Origin of the sequence: Rhizobium leguminosarum, from assembly GCF_001679785.1 — a bacterium.
Lineage (GTDB): Bacteria > Pseudomonadota > Alphaproteobacteria > Rhizobiales > Rhizobiaceae > Rhizobium > Rhizobium leguminosarum_R.
The window spans coordinates 3,801,304-3,818,860 of record NZ_CP016286.1; the positions used below are offsets into that span (position 1 = coordinate 3,801,304).

18 protein-coding genes are annotated in these 17,557 nt (G+C 61.9%); 10 read left to right on the plus strand and 8 right to left on the minus strand.

Annotation, left to right across the window (positions count from 1 at the left end; translation table 11 throughout):
• Position 1: 1 nt before the first annotated feature.
• On the plus strand, positions 2–475 hold the full coding sequence (locus tag BA011_RS18640) for a low molecular weight protein-tyrosine-phosphatase (protein WP_065281543.1): 474 nt from the start codon (positions 2–4) through the stop codon (positions 473–475).
• On the opposite strand, the gene thpR is transcribed toward BA011_RS18640, so the two are convergent.
• Positions 409–1,002 carry an RNA 2',3'-cyclic phosphodiesterase gene (gene thpR / locus BA011_RS18645; RefSeq protein WP_065281544.1) on the minus strand — a complete coding sequence of 198 codons (594 nt, stop codon included), beginning with the start codon at positions 1,000–1,002 and terminating at the stop codon, positions 409–411. The two genes, BA011_RS18640 and thpR, sit on opposite strands and share 67 nt — an antisense overlap.
• Positions 1,003–1,070: 68 nt before the next feature.
• On the minus strand, positions 1,071–1,715 hold the full coding sequence (locus tag BA011_RS18650; protein WP_065281545.1) for an arylesterase: 645 nt from the start codon (positions 1,713–1,715) through the stop codon (positions 1,071–1,073).
• A gap of 72 nt (positions 1,716–1,787) precedes the next feature.
• On the opposite strand from BA011_RS18650, the gene BA011_RS18655 reads away from it, so the two are divergent.
• From BA011_RS18655 to BA011_RS18670, 4 genes are all read left to right on the plus strand, one after another.
• Positions 1,788–2,495: an ABC transporter ATP-binding protein gene (locus BA011_RS18655; protein WP_065281546.1), complete on the plus strand. Its 708-nt coding sequence runs from the start codon at positions 1,788–1,790 to the stop codon at positions 2,493–2,495.
• The gene (locus BA011_RS18660; RefSeq protein WP_065281547.1) at positions 2,492–5,035 is read left to right on the plus strand and encodes an ABC transporter permease; all 2,544 of its coding nucleotides are present in this window, start codon (positions 2,492–2,494) and stop codon (positions 5,033–5,035) included. Before BA011_RS18655 ends, BA011_RS18660 begins: the two co-directional genes overlap by 4 nt.
• 180 nt (positions 5,036–5,215) lie before the next feature.
• Complete coding sequence (locus tag BA011_RS18665) at positions 5,216–5,944, plus strand: Bax inhibitor-1/YccA family protein (protein ID WP_065281548.1); 729 nt, start codon at positions 5,216–5,218, stop codon at positions 5,942–5,944.
• A gap of 110 nt (positions 5,945–6,054) precedes the next feature.
• A complete protein-coding gene (locus tag BA011_RS18670) occupies positions 6,055–6,612 on the plus strand; it encodes a GNAT family N-acetyltransferase (RefSeq protein ID WP_065281549.1) in 558 nt (185 codons plus the stop codon).
• 6 nt (positions 6,613–6,618) lie between these two features.
• Here the strand turns inward: BA011_RS18670 and BA011_RS18675 are convergent, their stop codons facing one another.
• The 3 genes from BA011_RS18675 to acnA form a co-directional block, all read right to left on the minus strand.
• On the minus strand, positions 6,619–7,020 hold the full coding sequence (locus tag BA011_RS18675) for a DUF2794 domain-containing protein (protein ID WP_025396340.1): 402 nt from the start codon (positions 7,018–7,020) through the stop codon (positions 6,619–6,621).
• A 383-nt stretch (positions 7,021–7,403) separates the two neighbouring features.
• Positions 7,404–8,144 (minus strand): DUF1223 domain-containing protein, encoded by a 741-nt coding sequence (locus BA011_RS18680; RefSeq protein WP_065281550.1) that lies wholly within the window; start codon positions 8,142–8,144, stop codon positions 7,404–7,406.
• Positions 8,145–8,379: 235 nt separating this feature from the next.
• Complete coding sequence (gene acnA / locus BA011_RS18685) at positions 8,380–11,070, minus strand: aconitate hydratase AcnA (RefSeq protein ID WP_065281551.1); 2,691 nt, start codon at positions 11,068–11,070, stop codon at positions 8,380–8,382.
• Between the two features lie 262 nt (positions 11,071–11,332).
• On the opposite strand from acnA, the gene ccmA reads away from it, so the two are divergent.
• The 5 genes from ccmA (at position 11,333) to BA011_RS18710 (ending at position 14,458) form a co-directional block, all read left to right on the plus strand.
• Positions 11,333–11,977, plus strand: coding sequence for a heme ABC exporter ATP-binding protein CcmA (gene ccmA / locus BA011_RS18690; RefSeq protein ID WP_065281552.1), 645 nt, complete (start codon positions 11,333–11,335; stop codon positions 11,975–11,977).
• Between the two features lie 224 nt (positions 11,978–12,201).
• Positions 12,202–12,861: a heme exporter protein CcmB gene (gene ccmB, locus BA011_RS18695; RefSeq protein WP_065281553.1), complete on the plus strand. Its 660-nt coding sequence runs from the start codon at positions 12,202–12,204 to the stop codon at positions 12,859–12,861.
• Positions 12,862–12,909: 48 nt separating this feature from the next.
• Positions 12,910–13,671 (plus strand): heme ABC transporter permease, encoded by a 762-nt coding sequence (locus BA011_RS18700; RefSeq protein ID WP_065281554.1) that lies wholly within the window; start codon positions 12,910–12,912, stop codon positions 13,669–13,671.
• 2 nt (positions 13,672–13,673) lie between these two features.
• Entirely contained in the window at positions 13,674–13,853 is a 180-nt protein-coding gene (gene ccmD / locus BA011_RS18705) for a heme exporter protein CcmD (RefSeq protein WP_017962446.1), read from the plus strand.
• Complete coding sequence (locus tag BA011_RS18710; RefSeq protein ID WP_065281555.1) at positions 13,850–14,458, plus strand: DsbE family thiol:disulfide interchange protein; 609 nt, start codon at positions 13,850–13,852, stop codon at positions 14,456–14,458. The genes ccmD and BA011_RS18710 overlap by 4 nt, the downstream gene beginning before the upstream one ends.
• Before the next feature lie 186 nt (positions 14,459–14,644).
• Here the strand turns inward: BA011_RS18710 and BA011_RS18715 are convergent, their stop codons facing one another.
• The 3 genes from BA011_RS18715 to ftsY form a co-directional block, all read right to left on the minus strand.
• Positions 14,645–15,232: a DUF2585 domain-containing protein gene (locus BA011_RS18715; RefSeq protein ID WP_065281556.1), complete on the minus strand. Its 588-nt coding sequence runs from the start codon at positions 15,230–15,232 to the stop codon at positions 14,645–14,647.
• The gene (locus BA011_RS18720) at positions 15,229–15,873 is read right to left on the minus strand and encodes a septation protein A (protein WP_065281557.1); all 645 of its coding nucleotides are present in this window, start codon (positions 15,871–15,873) and stop codon (positions 15,229–15,231) included. Before BA011_RS18720 ends, BA011_RS18715 begins: the two co-directional genes overlap by 4 nt.
• 75 nt (positions 15,874–15,948) lie before the next feature.
• Complete coding sequence (ftsY, locus tag BA011_RS18725) at positions 15,949–17,544, minus strand: signal recognition particle-docking protein FtsY (RefSeq protein ID WP_065281558.1); 1,596 nt, start codon at positions 17,542–17,544, stop codon at positions 15,949–15,951.
• Between the last annotated feature and the right edge of the window lie 13 nt (positions 17,545–17,557).

Sequence of the window (17,557 nt, forward strand, 5' to 3'; positions counted from 1 at the left end):
GATGAAACGCATCAGCATCCTCTTCGTTTGCATGGGCAATATATGCCGTTCTCCGCTCGCGGAGGGAATTTTTGGCCATCTCGTCGCCGAGGCAGGCTTGACCGGCGATTTTACGATCGATTCCGCCGGCACCGGCGGCTGGCATGAGGGCGAGCCGCCAGACCGGCGTTCGATCGCCGCCGCGAAAAGCCACGGAATCGACATATCGGGACAGCGCGCCCGGCGCGTCCGCCCGGGAGATTTCGGGGATTTCGATCTGATCCTTACCATGGACCGCGACAACTTAGCGGCGCTCGAAAAGAGCGCGCCGCATGGGGCGAATATCCACCTTTTCGGTGATGCTGCGCTGGGAACGGGAGAGGATATTCCCGATCCCTATTATGGCGGCCCTGATGGTTTCGAGCTGGTCTACACCAGGCTCTTGACCGGCTGCTGCAGGCTGCTCGAAACGCTGGGCGCCGAGCGCACCTCGTGAAGCGGGAACACTTCCTCGGTGAGGTAAGGCCCGCCGCCGACCGATTCGCGTGACGAAAGCAGCACGAAGCGCGGTGCGGTGAAGGTTGCGGTGTGGAAGTTGCCGCGTCCGGCCAGATATTGCACGACATCGTCGAGCCGCGAGGATTTGAGCCGCGCCAGCGTCACATGCGGCATGAATTTGCGGGGATCCGGCGGCAGGCCGATGCGCTGGCAGATGCGCTCTATCTCGCCCTGCAGGGCATGCATTTCAGGCGATTGCGAGACGCCGGCCCAGACCGAATGCGGTTTCTTCGAGCCGAACGAACCGATGCCTTCAAGCCGGAACTGGAATTCCGGCCGGTCGATGCGGTCGAGGCGTTCAACGATTTCATCGGCCGTCCGGCCGTCGACATCACCGATGAAGCGCAGAGTGATGTGGTAATTTTCCACATCGATCCATCGTGCTCCGGGGAGGCCACCGCGCAGCAATGAAAGACTCATCGCCGCATTGCGCGGAATTTCGAGGGCGGTAAACAGTCTCGGCATCACGAGCACTCCCCGAATCTTTTGCAGGTGCTCACACGGAATCATGCAATCAACAACCGCGCAAGCCCCTAATTCTTCACAGAAGAAATCGTTTCGACGAAATTTGTGACAGCAGGCTCCATCTTTTCGACCATGACGTCGATCCCTCTCGCATTTGGATGCATGCCGTCGTCGAGCTTCAACCCCGCCTCCAGCGCAACGCCGTCGAGGAAGAAGGCATAGAGGGGAAGCCCATGTTTTTCAGAAAGTTTCTGGTAGATCGGGTTGAATCGTGCGGCATAATCCGCCCCCATATTCGGCGGCGCTATGATACCGGCGAGCAGCACGGCAATGCCACGCTCCTTTAGCCGGGTAATCATCTGATCGAGATTTTTCTCGCTTTGTTCCGGCGGGATACCGCGCAGCGCATCATTGGCGCCAAGCTCGAGAATGACGCCATCAGTGCCGTCGGGTACCGACCAGTCGATGCGCGCAAGGCCCCCTGCCGTCGTGTCGCCGGAGACCCCGGCATTGGCAATGGTTACGTCGAGGCCCTTCGCTTTCAGGGCCGCCTGCAGCTTTTCTGGAAAGCCGTCGCCGGGCGGCAACTGATAACCCGCCATCAAACTGTCCCCAAAACCGACGAGGTTGATTGTCCGGGCATTGGCTGCAGTGGCAAGGATCAGCGAGACGGCGATGACGGTGAATTGAAGGGCGGCAACTTTAAATCTCATTCCAGCTTCCCTAGATTGGCGAAGTGCCGTTATGCGGCCATTCGATTACCGACTTATATAGGGCGATTTCTGTTGGCAAAAACCATTATCGAGTTGAAGGGCGCCGATCTGACCCTCGGCAGCGCAGCCGCCTCCGTCCATGTGCTGAAGGGCATCGATCTCGATATCGCGGCCGGCGAATCCGTCGGCATCGTCGGCCCTTCCGGTTCCGGCAAATCCACCCTGCTGATGGTGCTTGCCGGGCTGGAGAAGCTCGATAGCGGCGAGATCAACATCAATGACACGCCGCTCCACAGCCTCACCGAGGACCAGGTCGCCGATTTCCGCGGCCGCAACATCGGCATCGTCTTCCAGTCCTTCCATCTGATCGCCAACATGACGGCGCTGGAAAACGTCGCCGTGCCGCTCGAACTCGCCAATGTCGGCAACGCCTTCGAGATCGCTCATCGCGAGCTGAAATCGGTCGGCCTCGGCGAACGGCTGAACCACTATCCCGGTCAGCTTTCCGGCGGTGAACAGCAGCGCGTGGCGATCGCCAGGGCGCTCGCCCCCTCGCCCGCCCTGCTGATCGCCGACGAGCCGACCGGCAATCTCGACACCGAGACAGGCCGCCAGATCGCCGACCTTCTGTTCTCCAAGCAGGCCGAACGTGGCACGACCCTGCTTCTCGTCACCCATGACGTCTCGCTCGCAAACCGATGCTCGCGCCAGATTCGCGTCCGCTCCGGCCGGATCGAAGGCGACAGCGCCGCCCGCCGCAGCGAAGCGGCGATCGCATGAGGATCATCACCCCACGCGTCTCGCTCGCTTTTCGCCTGGCGTTGCGCGAGCTGCGCGGCGGCGTCCGCGGCTTCTACATCTTCCTTGCCTGCATCGCGCTCGGCACCGGCGCGATTGCCGCCGTCAATTCCGTGTCGCAGTCGATCACCGACACGATCGCCTCGCAGGGGCAGGAACTGCTGGCCGGCGACGTCCGCTTCGAACTCAACAACCGCGAAGCCACGCCTCAGGAAATCGGTTTCCTCGAAGGCCTCGGCACCGTTTCGGTGTCGACAGGCCTGCGCTCGATGGCCCGCAAGCCTGACGGTTCCGATCAGGCGCTGGTCGAGGTCAAGGCCGTCGACGACGCCTACCCACTCTTCGGCAAGTTCGTGGCCGAGCCGGACTATCCGCTTGCAGCACTGCTTTCGGGCCAAGGCGGCACCTATGGCGCGGTCGCAGCGCCACTGCTTCTCGATCGGCTCGGGCTTGCGGTCGGCGACGAATTGCTGCTCGGCAACGTCAAGCTCAGCATCACCGGCACGGTGAAAACCGAGCCGGATGCGCTGTCGGAAGGTTTCGGCTTTGCGCCGCGTCTGCTGCTCAGCCGCCAGGCGCTCCAAGCCTCCGGGCTGATCCAGACCGGAAGCCTGGTCGAGCATGCCTACAAGATCCGGCTGGACGACAAGGGCGCGATGTCGGGCATCCAGGCGCGCGCCTCCAAGGAGTTCCCCTCCGCCGGCTGGGCGATCCGCACAAGCGACCGCGCCGCGCCCTCGCTCACCGAAAACATCACCCGCTTCTCGCAGTTCCTGACGCTGGTCGGCCTCACCGCGCTGATCGTCGGCGGCGTCGGCGTCGCCAATGCGGTGCGCGCCTTCCTCGATTCCAAGCGCACCACCATCGCCACCTTCAAATGTCTCGGCGCGCCGGCGCAGGTCGTCGTTCTGATCTATCTCTTCCAGATCGCCATCATCGCTCTCGGCGGCATCCTGATCGGCCTCGTCATCGGCGCCCTGTCGCCGATGCTTGCCGCGCAGTTCCTGGCGCAATTCCTGCCGGTCTCGACCGCGCCGACCCTCTATCCCGGCGCCCTGCTGCTCGCCACGCTCTTCGGCATCCTGACGACGCTCGCCTTCGCCATCCTGCCGCTCGGCCATGCCCGCGAAGTGCCGGCGACCGCACTCTTCCGCGAGCAAGGCTTCGAGGCCCGCCACCTGCCCTCCTGGCCCTATATCCTGCTTGCCGCGCTCTTCATGGCCGCCCTTGCCGGGCTTGCCATTCTCACCGCCTATGACCGCTTTATCGCCGTCGTCTTCGTCGGCGCGATCGTCTTCGCCTTCGTCGTCCTGCGCCTGGTCGCCGCGCTGATCGCCTGGCTCGCGCGCCGCAGCCCACGCGTCAATTCGCCGGCATTGCGGCTTGCGATCGGCAACATCCATCGTCCCGGCGCACTGACGCCCTCGGTCGTGCTCTCGCTCGGCCTTGGCCTGGCATTGCTGGTGACGCTGACCTTGATCGACGGGAACCTGCGCCAGCAGCTGACCGGCCGCATGAACGAGGGTGCGCCGAACTTCTTCTTCGTCGATATCCAGAGCGCCGAGGTCGGCGCCTTCCGCAATCTCGTCCAAGGCCAGGCACCGAAGGGCAAACTCGTCGAAGTGCCGATGCTGCGCGGCCGGATCATCGCCTTCAACGGCGAGGACGTCACCAAGATGAACGTGCCGGCGGCCGGCCGCTGGGTGCTGAACGGCGATCGCGGCATCACCTATGCCGAAACCCTGCCGGAGAACGCTGCCCTCACCGAAGGCAAATGGTGGGGCACGGATTACAGCGGCGAGCCGCTCGTCTCCTTCTCCTCGGAAGAGGCGCATGAACTCGGCCTCAAGATCGGCGATAAGGTGACCGTCAACGTGCTCGGCCGCAACATCACGGCGAAGATCGCCAATCTGCGCCGCGTCGAGTGGGAATCGCTGTCGATCAATTTCGTCATGGTTTTCTCGCCGAATACCTTCCGCGGCGCCCCACATGCGTGGCTGGCGACGCTGACCGATCCCTCCTCGACACCGGCCGAAGATGCGGCGATCCTGAAATCGGTCACCAACACCTATCCGACGATCACCAGTGTGCGCGTCAAGGACGCGATCGATATCGTCAACCAGCTGGTCGCACAGCTGGCGACCGCAATCCGCGCTGCGGCCTCGGTCGCCCTGATCGCCTCGATCCTCGTCCTTGCCGGCGCGCTTGCCGCCGGAAACCGGGCGCGCACCCACGACGCGGTGGTGCTGAAGACGCTCGGTGCCACGCGCGCCATGCTGATCCGCGCCTTCAGCTACGAATATCTGATCCTCGGCCTCGCGACTGCGATCTTCGCGCTGATCGCTGGCAGCGCCGCCGCCTGGTTCATCGTCGCCCGCATCATGCGTCTGCCCTCGGCCTTTCTGCCCGACGTGGCGGGACTGACGCTTGTGACCGCGCTCGTCCTGACCGTCGGCATCGGCCTCATCGGCACCTGGCGCATACTTGGGCAGAAGGCAGCCCCCGTCTTGCGCGAGCTTTGACCGGGCAGCGGCACCCAAACCCTTCACCTTACGGCGATTTAACCGACCGAGCCTATGCAAGCCTCTTGTTTGCAAAGGGCGAAAGCCTCATATTATCCGCAGGCATGCTGGAGCTCCGCAGCGGCGCCCGGGTCGAAAACCCCGACACCGTATTTCCATCGGAGCTTGTAAGAGGAAACTATGGCTGATCTTCGTAACTATCAAAGCCGCGCTCAGACCGGCGAGATGATTGATCAAGGCCTGCGCACTTATATGCTCAAGGTCTACAACCTGATGGCGCTGGGCCTGGCGATCACCGGTGTGGCCGCATATCTGTCGTTCCAATTCGCCTTCGCCAATGGCGAGCTGACCGCTTTCGGTCAGGCGATCTATGTCAGCCCGCTGAAGTGGGTGGTCATTCTGGCGCCGCTGGCTCTGGTGTTCTTCCTGAGCTTCCGGATCAATACCATGACGGTGGCCGCCGCCCAGACGACCTTTGCGGTCTACGCCGCGCTCGTCGGCCTGTCGCTCTCGTCGATCTTCCTGATCTACACGGGCCAGAGCGTCGTTCAGACCTTCTTCGTCACCGCCGCCTCCTTCGGCGCGCTGTCGCTTTACGGCTACACGACGAAGCGTGACCTGTCGGCGATGGGCTCGTTCCTGATGATGGGTGTCTTCGGCCTGATCATCGCTTCGCTGGTCAACATCTTCCTGGCGTCGTCCGCCGTGCAGTTCGCGATCTCGGTACTCGGCGTGCTGATCTTCGCAGGCCTCACCGCCTACGATACGCAGCGGATCAAGGAATTGTACCTGGAAGCCGATGACGTCGCCGTCGCCGGCCGCAAGGCGATCATGGGTGCGCTGACGCTCTATCTCGACTTCATCAACCTCTTCATGTTCCTGCTGCAGTTCATGGGCAACCGTAAATAAGCAGGACCGACTGAGATCGAAAAGGCGGCTTCGGCCGCCTTTTTTGTTGCGTAGGCTTCCACGGAATGGTTTTAAAAAAACCTTGCCGCCCTTATGGATCTGCTGCTGAAATGTCCTTCCTCCTGCGCGATGCTTCGAATGCCGATATTCCCGCCATTGCCGATATCTATCGCGAATCGGTCCTGAACGGCGTAGCGAGCTATGAGATCGTCCCGCCCTCCGAGGCCGAGATGGCACTGCGTTTTTCGGCGATCGTCGGCCAGCAATATCCCTATATCGCAGCCATCGGCGCGGACGGGACTCTCCTCGGCTACGCCTATGCCTCGGCCTTCCGCACGCGTCCCGCCTATCGCTGGCTGGTCGAGGATTCGATCTATCTGGCGCCTGAAGCCCGTGGCCGCGGCATCGGCAAGGCGCTGCTCGCCGAACTGATCATCCGTTGCACCACCCTCGGCTTTCGGCAGATGGCGGCCGTCATCGGCGGCGCCAGCCCCGCATCGATCGCGCTCCATCGCACGGCCGGCTTCGAGGAGGTCGGACTGATGAAGGGCACCGGCTACAAGCACGGCCGCTGGCTGGATACGATGTTCATGCAGCGCGCCCTCGGTGACGGCATGAGCACCGATCCGGACCCGTCGACCTATCCCGGCGTGCTGTTTAACGGCTGATATGGCTTATCTGTCGACGAGCTTCAGGGCCTTGTCGAAGACCTTCAGCACCTGGTTCAGCTCGTGACCGCGCTTCAGGATCGTGCCGTTGACGCTGATCACGGAATAGGCGCCCTGCTTGGCGGCGAGCTTCGGGTTTTTCTCGATGCGGAAGAGCGGCATTTCGCCGGAACGCTTGAAAACGGAAAAGACCGCCCTGTCCTTCAGGTGATCGATGGCGTAGTCGCGCCACTCACCGTCACCGACCATGCGGCCGTAGATCCAGAGGATCGCGTCCAGTTCGCGCCGGTGGAAGGTCACCGGAAGCGGGTCCTTGCTTTGTTTGTATTCCCTGAGATCGACGACGACTGAGGAACTATTGTCGACGGAGCGGCTTTCGCCGTGTCGCAAATCCGGCTGATCTGTCATCAGTCTCCCGAGGCCTCCGCTTGTGACAGGAGGGTGACAGTTTGCCCGAGCCGCCGCAAATTGCAAGAGTGCCAGCCGTCACATTCCGCCGCACTGCAGCGCCGCACGTCTCTCGCGCAAGGACGCTGTAGCACTTTGAGTTAGTGCATCATGCCTTCCGAAAGTTGGGTTCGATTTTCGGAAAGCATGATACGTTGGACAGGTCCACGCTTTCTCCGCAGCGCCGCATTTCAGTCAAAACAGCGCCTCATTTGCAGGAGATTTATGAATTCCGGTTTGGCGCCAGCGCGCCAAAGGGCCCGGCGGAGCGTATCGACCTTAACCCCAGCCCCGAATACGCTCGGCCGGGCCGCCCGGCACTTCATCCGGAACCGGATGGAATCTCATATATTTTTGCCAGCCATCACCACGGTCGCGCCAAGGATCGCAGCCGGATCGCCGTCTGCGGTTGCCGATTGCAGCAGGATGGCGCAGCCCTCGAGCTGCGGCCGCTGCAGGACGCTGGCCGGCAGCGTCAGACTGGTTGCCTTACCGTCCCACATGCCGACGGTTTCGACATTGGTGACGCTGTGCAGATAGGAGATCTTCTGGCCGCTGTTCTCGCCCTTTTCGACGTCGATCGTCTTTTCCTTATCGAAATAGACCATCACGACATTGGCTCTGCCCTGTCCCGCGCCGATCTTGATCTCCAACTCGTCGCCGCGCATCGCGGCACTGATCGGAACGGTCAGCCCGTTGCCTTCGCTGCTATAGGTATCGATCTTGCTGTTGATGCCATTCAGATCGGCGCCGGCCAAATGGTCACGTCCGTTGACGATGGCTTGCGGCGTGTAGACGTTGCTGCGGCCCATCGTCTTGGCATAGCCATACTGTCGCTCGGTATTTTCCTTGGAGCTCAGCGTATCGGCCCAGCCGAGATAGTTCCAGTAATCGACATGATAGGCGAGCGCGATGACATCGCCCTGGTTCACCAGCTTGCGAAAAGCGGCATCAGCGGGAGGACAGGAGGAGCAGCCCTGCGACGTGAAGAGTTCGACAACACCTTTCGGCGTGCCGTCGTCGGCCTGCAGCGGGCCCGACAGAACAACGCTGGCGATTAGCGGAAGCAAAAAACGGGGGGACATTCACCTGCACCTCTTTTTCAGCGCCGACGGCATGTTTGAACCGGCGGCCCTGACATATGAACGTACGAATAATCCTTCCAGGTCCAAACGAAAAGTCACGAACGGGTGAGACGAAGCTCGACAGGAACTTGCGTGAAACAAATCATCGTGAGCCCCGTTTGAATACTGCCGCCGCAAAGAAAAAGCCGCCGGAAACTGCTCTCCGGCGGCCATTATCATGCGAGTTTCTTAAAAATCAGGCGGCGAGATCGCGCAGAACCGTCTGCAGGATGCCGCCATTGTTGAGGTAGATCACCTCGTCGAGCGTATCGACGCGCGACAGCAGCGGAACCTCTTTCACGGTGCCGTCGCCATAGGTGATCCTGGCAATCTTCCTCTCGCGCGGCTTGATTTTTTCCAGACCTTCGATGGTGACGAGTTCGTCGCCCTTGAGGCCGAGGCTCTGCCAGGTCGTGCCCTCTTCGAAGACGAAGGGAATGATGCCCATGCCGACCAAATTCGAGCGATGGATGCGCTCGAAGGACTGGGCGACCACCGCCTTGACGCCGAGCAGGTTGGTGCCCTTGGCAGCCCAGTCGCGCGAGGAGCCGTTGCCGTATTCGACACCGGCGAAGATGACGAGCGGCACGCCTTCCTGCTTGTACTGCATCGCGGCGTCGTAGATCGAGGTCTCTTCCTTCGACGGATAATGGATGGTGTAGCCACCTTCCTTGCCGTTCGGGCCGAGCATGTGGTTGCGGATGCGGATATTGGCGAAGGTGCCGCGCATCATCACTTCATGGTTACCGCGGCGCGTGCCGTACTGGTTGAAGTCGGCAACGGCAACGTCATGGCCGATGAGGTAGGCGCCGGCCGGCGATGCCGCCTTGATCGAACCAGCCGGCGAGATGTGGTCGGTGGTGATCTTGTCGCCGAACAGGCCGAGAACGCGGGCGCTCTTGATGTCGGAGACGCCGGTGCCCTTCTTGCCCATGCCGACGAAGTAGGGCGGGTTCTGCACATAGGTCGAATTGTCGTCCCAGGCATAGGTCTGGCCCGGCGGGACCTGAACGGCCTGCCAGTTGACGTCGCCCTTGAAGACATCGGCATATTTGCTTTCGTAGAGTTCGCGGGTCACGTATTTCAGGATGAATTCCTGGACTTCCTTAGAGGTCGGCCAGATGTCCTTGAGATAAACAGGATTGCCGCTCGGGTCCTCGCCGATCGGCTCCTTGGTCAGATCCATCTGCACCGTACCGGCAAGCGCATAAGCGACGACGAGCGGCGGAGATGCGAGGTAGTTCGCCTGCACGTCGGGCGAGATGCGGCCTTCGAAGTTACGGTTGCCGGAGAGAACGCCGGAAACGATAAGGCCCTTGTCGTTGATCGTCTTCGAGATCGGCGCCGGCAGCGGGCCGGAATTGCCGATGCAGGTGGTGCAGCCGAAGCCGACGAGGTTGAAGCCGAGCTTGTCGAGATCGGCCTGCAGGCCCGATTTGGCGAGATATTCGCCGACGACTTGGCTTCCCGGTGCCAGCGAGGTCTTCACCCACGGCTTCGTCTTCAGGCCCTTGGCAACAGCGTTGCGGGCAAGAAGGCCGGCGGCGATCAGCACTGACGGGTTGGAGGTGTTGGTGCACGACGTGATGGCAGCGATCGCCACGTCGCCGTGGCCGAGATCGAAGTCGGTGCCTTCAACCGCATAGCGATTGTTCAGCTGGCCGGGCTTCTTGTAGTCGGCATCCATCGAGCCGGCGAAGCCGGTCGCGATGTTCTCGAGCGAAATGCGGCCTTCCGGACGCTTCGGGCCGGCCATTGACGGCACGACGTCGTTAAGATCGAGTTCCAGCGTGTCGGTGAAGACGAGCTCGGAACCATCGCCCTCGCGCCACATGCCTTGCGCCTTCGAATAGGCTTCGACGAGCGCGATCCGGTCATGCGTGCGGCCGGACATGGTGAGGTAATTGATGGTTTCGCCGTCGACCGGGAAGAAGCCGCAGGTCGCGCCATATTCCGGACCCATGTTGCCGATCGTCGCGCGGTCGGCGAGCGGCATGTTGTCCATGCCGGGGCCGAAGAATTCGACGAACTTCGAAACGACGCCCTTCTTGCGCAGCATCTGCACGACGGTGAGAACGAGGTCGGTCGCCGTGACGCCTTCCTTGAGCTTACCGGTCAGCTTGAAGCCGATGACTTCGGGAAGCAGCATCGAGACCGGCTGGCCGAGCATCGCAGCTTCCGCTTCGATACCGCCCACACCCCAGCCGAGAACGCCGAGACCGTTGATCATCGTCGTGTGGCTGTCGGTGCCGACGCAGGTATCCGGATAGGCGATCGTCTCGCCGTCCTCTTCCTTGGTCCAGACGGTCTGGCCGAGATATTCGAGATTGACCTGATGACAGATGCCGGTGCCGGGAGGCACGACGCGGAAATTCTTGAAAGCCTGCTGGCCCCACTTCAGGAAGCGGTAGCGCTCGCCGTTGCGCTGGTATTCCAGCTCCACATTCCTGGCGAAAGCCTGCGGCGTGCCGAATTCGTCGACGATGACGGAGTGGTCGATGACGAGGTCGACGGGAACGAGCGGGTTGATCTTCTCCGGATCGCCGCCGAGCGACACCATCGCGTCGCGCATCGCGGCAAGATCGACGACGGCGGGAACGCCGGTGAAGTCCTGCATCAGCACGCGCGCCGGGCGATAGGCGATTTCGTTTTCGACCGCACCCTTATTGTTCAGCCATTCGGCAACGGCCAGGATGTGCTCCTTGGTGACCGACTGGCCGTCTTCGAAGCGCAGCAGGTTTTCGAGCAGCACCTTCATCGAATAGGGAAGCTTCGACACGCCGGCCAGACCGTTTGCCTCAGCCTTGGGCAGGCTGTAATAGACATAGTCCTTCCCGTTGACGGAAAGCGTGGAACGACAATTGAAACTGTCAAGAGATTTAGACACGAGATACCCCGTTTCTGATAGCCAACACAGTCGTGCGAACGCCTATGCACTTAATGCACATCAGGATGCGGGTACGGCCATTTCCGCTGTCCGCACGTGGAACAGACGCTCCAAGTTCGGCGCAAGGATGAAATTCACGCCGACCGCTGGCGTGGTTGCAGGTCTTATAGATAATTTCCTAAAAACTTGCCATACCCGAGCACAGTCAAAATCGGACATTTTTTGACCCCGCCGCAAGCCGAAACCAAGAAAGAGCCGACGCATGCATCTCACCGCCGAAAATCTGGCTGCAAGGCGCGGTGAGGATCTCATTTTCGTTAACATTTCCTTTCACTTGGCGGCCGGCGAGGCGCTTGTCCTGACCGGAAAAAATGGATCGGGAAAGTCCACTTTGCTGCGTGTCGTCGCCGGCCTCCTCAGGCCGGAAAAAGGCACTGTCATATTTCACGGCGAAGAGAGCCCGGGAGGCAGGCACCCCGGCGAGGTCAGCCACTACCTTGGCCACCGAAATGCGATGAAGAATGAACTTACGGTTGCAGAAAATCTCGATTTCTGGCGCACCTTTCTCGGCAATACAGGCTCCGCCGCCCTCTCCGTCGAGGACGCCACTGACGCCGTCGGTCTTTCCGGCATCACCCACCTTCCCTTCGGTTATCTCTCCGCCGGCCAGCAGCGCCGGATAGCTTTCGCCAAACTGCTCGTCGCCCACCGCCCCGTCTGGATCCTCGACGAACCGACCGCCGCACTCGACGCCAGCGCCGACCGGCTGTTTGCCGATTTGATCATGACGCATCTGGAAAAGGGCGGCATCGTGCTGGCGGCAACGCATCAGCCCTTGGGGCTGAGGAATGCGCAGGAATTGAAGATGACGGGCTTTGCCGGAGTCGATGCGGGGGTGTGGGGGTGATGTATCTCGGTGTGGCTACCCCCCTCTGCCCTGCCGGGCATCTCCCCCACAGGGGGGAGATCACAAGCTGCTTAGCTTTCCCGCCTCGCAACCGGATTGCCGATTTGGATGGCCGATTGCTTGGGGAAGCGAGAGCATCCAGCCGATCTCCCCCCTTGTGGGGGAGATGCCCGGCAGGGCAGAGGGGGTGCCTCGTCCACCGCACATGCAGAGAGCCGCCCCGCATGACCGCCCTCTTCCTCCGCGACCTGAAACTCTCGATTCGCACCGGCGGCGGTGCGCTGATCGGCGTTCTGTTCTTCCTGACCATCGTCGCCGTCATTCCCTTCGGCGTCGGTCCCGATCTCAAACTGCTGTCGCGCATCGGCCCCGCCATCGTCTGGATCGGCGCGCTGCTTGCCGCCCTTCTCGGCCTCGACCGGCTGTTCCAGGCCGAGCGCGACGACGGATCGCTCGACTTGATGCTGATACAGGAATCGCCGCTCGTCCTCACCGTGCTGGTCAAATGCTTCGCCCATTGGACGGCCACCAGCCTGCCGCTGGTCATCGCCTCGCCGCTGCTCGGCCTCTTCATGAACATGGACGAGACGGCGATCGGCGCGACCATGCTGACGCTGCTGGTCGGCTCGCCCGCCATCACCTTCATCGGCGCCGTGGGTGCTGCCGTTGCCGTGGCGCTGCCCCGCGGCGGCCTGCTGGTCTCGATCCTCGTGCTGCCGCTGACCATTCCGGTGCTGATCTTCGGCGTCAGCGCCACCTATGCCGCAATCGAGGATCCCGCCCCCTTCCTGCCGCCCTTCCTGATCCTCATTGCGCTGACACTCTTCTTCGCGGTCATCGGCCCGGCAGCCGCCGCCCTGGCGCTGCGAAACACAGCGGATTGATGGGCCATTCGATTGCGGGAAAAGCCGGATCAAGGTAAGGAAGCGGACATGAGCGAAACGAGCCTTGCCATCAGCAAATTCAGTGATCTCGCCAATCCGACGCGGTTTCTGGCGCTGGCGGCGCGCGCCATTCCGTGGCTGGCCGGCATCACCACCCTCTGTTTCGCGGCCGGCCTCTATCTGAGCTTCGCCACCGAAGGCGATTACCAGCAGGGCGAGACTGTGCGCATCATGTATGTGCATGTGCCCTCGGCCTGGCTTTCGATGATGTGCTATACGATCATGAGCGTCTCGGCGATCGGCACGCTGGTCTGGCGCCATCCGCTGGCCGATGTCTCCGCCAAGGCCGCAGCCCCGCTCGGCGCCGCCTTTACCCTGCTTGCACTCGTCACCGGTTCGCTCTGGGGCAAGCCGATGTGGGGTACCTGGTGGGTCTGGGATGCGCGGCTCACCTCCGTCTTCGTTCTCTTCCTGATGTATCTCGGGCTGATTGCGCTCGGCCGTGCCATCGACGATCCGTCGAAGGCCGCGCGCGTCAGCGCCGTGCTCATCCTCGTCGGCTTCGTCAACATCCCGATCATCAAATTTTCTGTGGAGTGGTGGAACACGCTGCACCAGTCGGCAAGCGTGCTGCGCCTCGACGGCCCGGCGATCGATCCGGAATTCCTGCGGCCGCTCTTTGTCATGGCGATCGCCTTCACCCTGCTCTTCTTCACGCTGCACATCATGGCAATGAGGAACGAGATCTGGCGCCGCCGCATCGCCGCCCAGCGCCGTCTTGCCGCCCGCATGGCGAGCCGGGAGGATTAATCGTGACACATGCCTTTTACGTCTACGCTTCCTATGGCTTTGCAGCCCTGGTGACGATCGCCGTAACGGCCTGGACGTGGGCCGACGGCCGCGCCCGCCGCACGGAACTCGCCGCCCTTGAGGCTGCCGGCATTCGCCGCCGTTCGGCGCGCCCCAAGGACAGTGTGGGGGATGGCGAATGAACGACACGCCGGAAAACATCGCCGCCAAGCCGCGCGGGCTTGGCCGTTACGCATTGGCGCTGCTGCCGCTCGTCGTCTTCGGCGGCATTGCTGCCACGGCCGCAAAGATGCTCTACGACCAGGATTTCCATGGCAAGAACATCGCCGAAATTCCCTCCGCCCTGATCGGCACCAAGGCCCCGGCGCTGAACCTGCCGCCGCTCGACGGCGCCAACCTGCCGGCGCTGACCGATGCGGCAATCAAGGGCAAGCTGACCCTCGTCAACGTCTTCGCCTCATGGTGCCTCCCCTGCCGGGAAGAACATCCGATACTGAAAGAACTGGCGAAAGACGGACGGCTGAACATCGTCGCCATCAATTACAAGGACCAGAGCGACAACGCCCTGCGTTTCCTCGGCGAGCTCGGCAACCCCTTTCGGGCGATCGGCATCGATCCGAACGGCAAGGCAGCGATCGACTGGGGTGTCTACGGCATTCCGGAAAGCTATCTGGTCGGGCCTGACGGCACGATCCTCTACAAGCGCGTCGGCCCCTTCGACGATATCAGTCTGAAGGAAGGGCTTTTTCCAGCGATGGAAAAGACGCTCGGCAAGCCGACTTCCTGAGTGATCCACAAAAGACCCCTCCCCAACCCCTCCCCACAAGGGGGAGGGACTTAACGTGCGGCTCTTGCCGTGCGTCCTATCGAACGTCCAGTGTGCAGTTGGTCTGGTTTGCGAGGCGGTGCCACGAGTTAGTCCCTCCCCCTTGTGGGGAGGGGTTGGGGAGGGGTTTATCGGGACAAAGAAGCCCTACACCCCACCCTGCCAGACCTTGATCGCCTCCACCGGCCAGATCAGCATCACCACGTTGAGCGTCAGGTTGTCGCGGATCACGTAGCCGGTGAAAATCTCGAAGAAGATGGCGATCGCCACCGTCAGCGCCACCGGTGCGCGCCGCGCGAAGAAGAAGCCGACGCACATGAAGACGGTGTCCATCGCCGAATTCAGGATGCTGTCGCCGTAATAATCGAGCGCGATCGTCGCCGTACGGTAGCGGTCGATGATGAGAGGTGAATTTTCAAGCAGCTCCCAGCCGGATTCGATCACCAGCGCCAGCAGCAGCCTTGCCGCCAACGGCTTGCCGCGCAGGATGAGATGCGCGAGCCCGTAGAACAGGAAGCCGTGGATGATGTGCGACGGCGTGTACCAATCCGTCAGATGCTGCGAATTGCCGCTGGTATTGACCCCGCCCTCCCACAGCTTGACAGTGCCGCAGGCGCAGATCGGCACGCGGCCCATCATATATTCGGCGACGATCTGAATGATCAGCACCGCAAGGCAGGCGATAAACCAGAAGTTCTGGTGTCTTACGCGAGTTTCTACGTCGACAGCGCTCACTTCTCGCCTTCCGTTTCCAGGTTGACGCTATGTTTCAGCACCAGCGGCATCTGCGCCAGCGTGAAGATGATGGTGATCGGCATCGTGCCCCAGACCTTGAAGGCGACCCAGGTACTGTCGGAAAAATTGCGCCAGACGACTTCGTTCAGCACCGCGAGGAAGAGAAAGAAGATGCCCCAGCGGATGGTGAGCTTGCGCCAGCCCTCGGCATCGAGCTGGAACGCGGCGTTGAAGACATAGCCGAGCAGCGACTTGCCGAAGGCCAGCCCGCCGAGCAGCGCCACCCCGAAGAGCGCGTTGACGATGGTCGGCTTCATCTTGATGAAGGTCTCGTTCTGCAGCCAGATCGACAGCGAGCCGAAGATGACGACGACGATGCCCGATACAAAAGGCATGATCGGCAGATGGCCGAGCACGATCTTCGAAACGATCAGCGAGATGATCGTCGCCGCCATGAAGAGGCCGGTCGCAACGAACAGCGGTCCGCCCAATTCGGAAAGAGCAGGAAACGTCTCCACCAGCCACTGACCGCGCAGATTGGCGAAGAAGAAGATCATCAGCGGCCCGAGTTCCAGCGCCAGTTTCAACAGCGGGTGATGCCGGTCGGCAGCAGACGGGGTGATATCGCTCTCGGTGCTCATGCGTTCTTCAAACCTGTTTTCCTGGAAACTGTTTCCGGCCGTGCCCTGCAGGCTTTCGGCGGCATATCTGTGGCATCATTGCCCAAGTCCGGCAATGGCATGGGCAAAATCCTCGGCCTCGAACGGCTCCAGATCCTCGACGCCCTCGCCGACGCCGATGAAATAGACCGGCAGCTTGTGCTTGGCGGAGATGGCGACGAGAATGCCGCCGCGGGCCGTGCCATCGAGCTTGGTCATGATCAGCCCGTTGACACCAGCGACGTTGCGGAAGATCTCGACCTGGCTGAGCGCGTTCTGCCCCGTCGTGGCATCAAGCGTCTGCAGCACGGTATGCGGCGCATCGGGATCGAGTTTGCCGAGCACGCGGACGATCTTCTCGAGCTCGGCCATCAGCTCTGCCTTGTTCTGCAGGCGGCCGGCGGTATCGACGATCAGCACGTCGCATTTTTTTGCCTTTGCCTGTTCGAAGGCATCATAGGCAAGGCCGGCGGCATCGGCGCCGAGCTTGGTGCCGATGAATTCGGATTTCGTCCGGTCGGCCCAGATTTTCAGCTGCTCGATCGCCGCCGCCCGGAACGTATCGCCGGCAGCCAGCATCACCTTCAGCCCGGCGCCGGAAAGCTTTGCCGCAAGCTTGCCGATCGTCGTCGTCTTGCCGGTGCCGTTGACGCCGACGACGAGGATGACATGCGGCTTGTGCGAGAGGTCGAGCTGCAGCGGCTTGGCGACCGGCTTCAGGACCTTGGCGATTTCCGACGCCATGATCCGGCTGACATCCTCGCCGGTGACATCCTTGCCATAGCGCTCGGAAGCAAGCGTGTCGGTAACGCGCATGGCGGTCTCGACGCCGAGATCGGCCTGGATCAGCAGATCCTCGAGATCCTGCAGCGTCTCGTCATCGAGCTTGCGCTTGGTGAAGAGCGCGGTGATCTGGCCGGTCAGCTGCGAAGAGGTGCGTGCAAGGCCGTTGCGCAGGCGCTGGAACCAGCTGAGTTTCGGCTGCAGGACAACGGGCTCCGGCTCGACGACCTTCGGGCCGGTGGCAAAGCCTCTGGGGAGGATGGGAGAGCCGGTCTCCGGTTCGGCCGCGGGGTTGCCCCCCTCTGCCCTGCCGGGCATCTCCCCCACAGGTGGGGAGATTGGCTGGGAGGGCGAATCCAGCCCTGCGTCATCCTCAGTCGGAATCTCTTCCGGCTCGGTCGGAATCTCTTCCGGAGGCTTTTCGACGCTCTCTTCGAGGTCAGCCGGCTGTTCCAGCGCTGCGGTCTCCCCAGGATCTGTCGCCTCGTGCGGGAGATGTCCCAGAGGGACAGAAGGTGGTTGTTCCGTAACGGTTTCGGCGGCCGCCTGGCTTTCAGTCTCCGCCTCCGCTGCTGCCTCGGCTTCCAGCAATGAAAGCGGCACGACACCCATATCGCTCAATTGGTCGGCGGCGGGCAGGATTGCGGATTCGACATCATCGTCAGCAACCGGCGCCTCGACCCAGCCCTCGTCAATATCTGCAGCGGGCCCGCCGGCAGTATCCATTTCCTCGGCCAGCACTGGATCGTCAGCAACCGGCAGATCTTCGTCGCGCGAACGCGGCTCCAACTCCTTTTCCACGGCCGCAGGCACAGGTTCTTCAGCCGGCTTGCCGAAGGTAAAGACCTTTTTGATGAAACTGAGCGCCATGGGGATTCCGTGA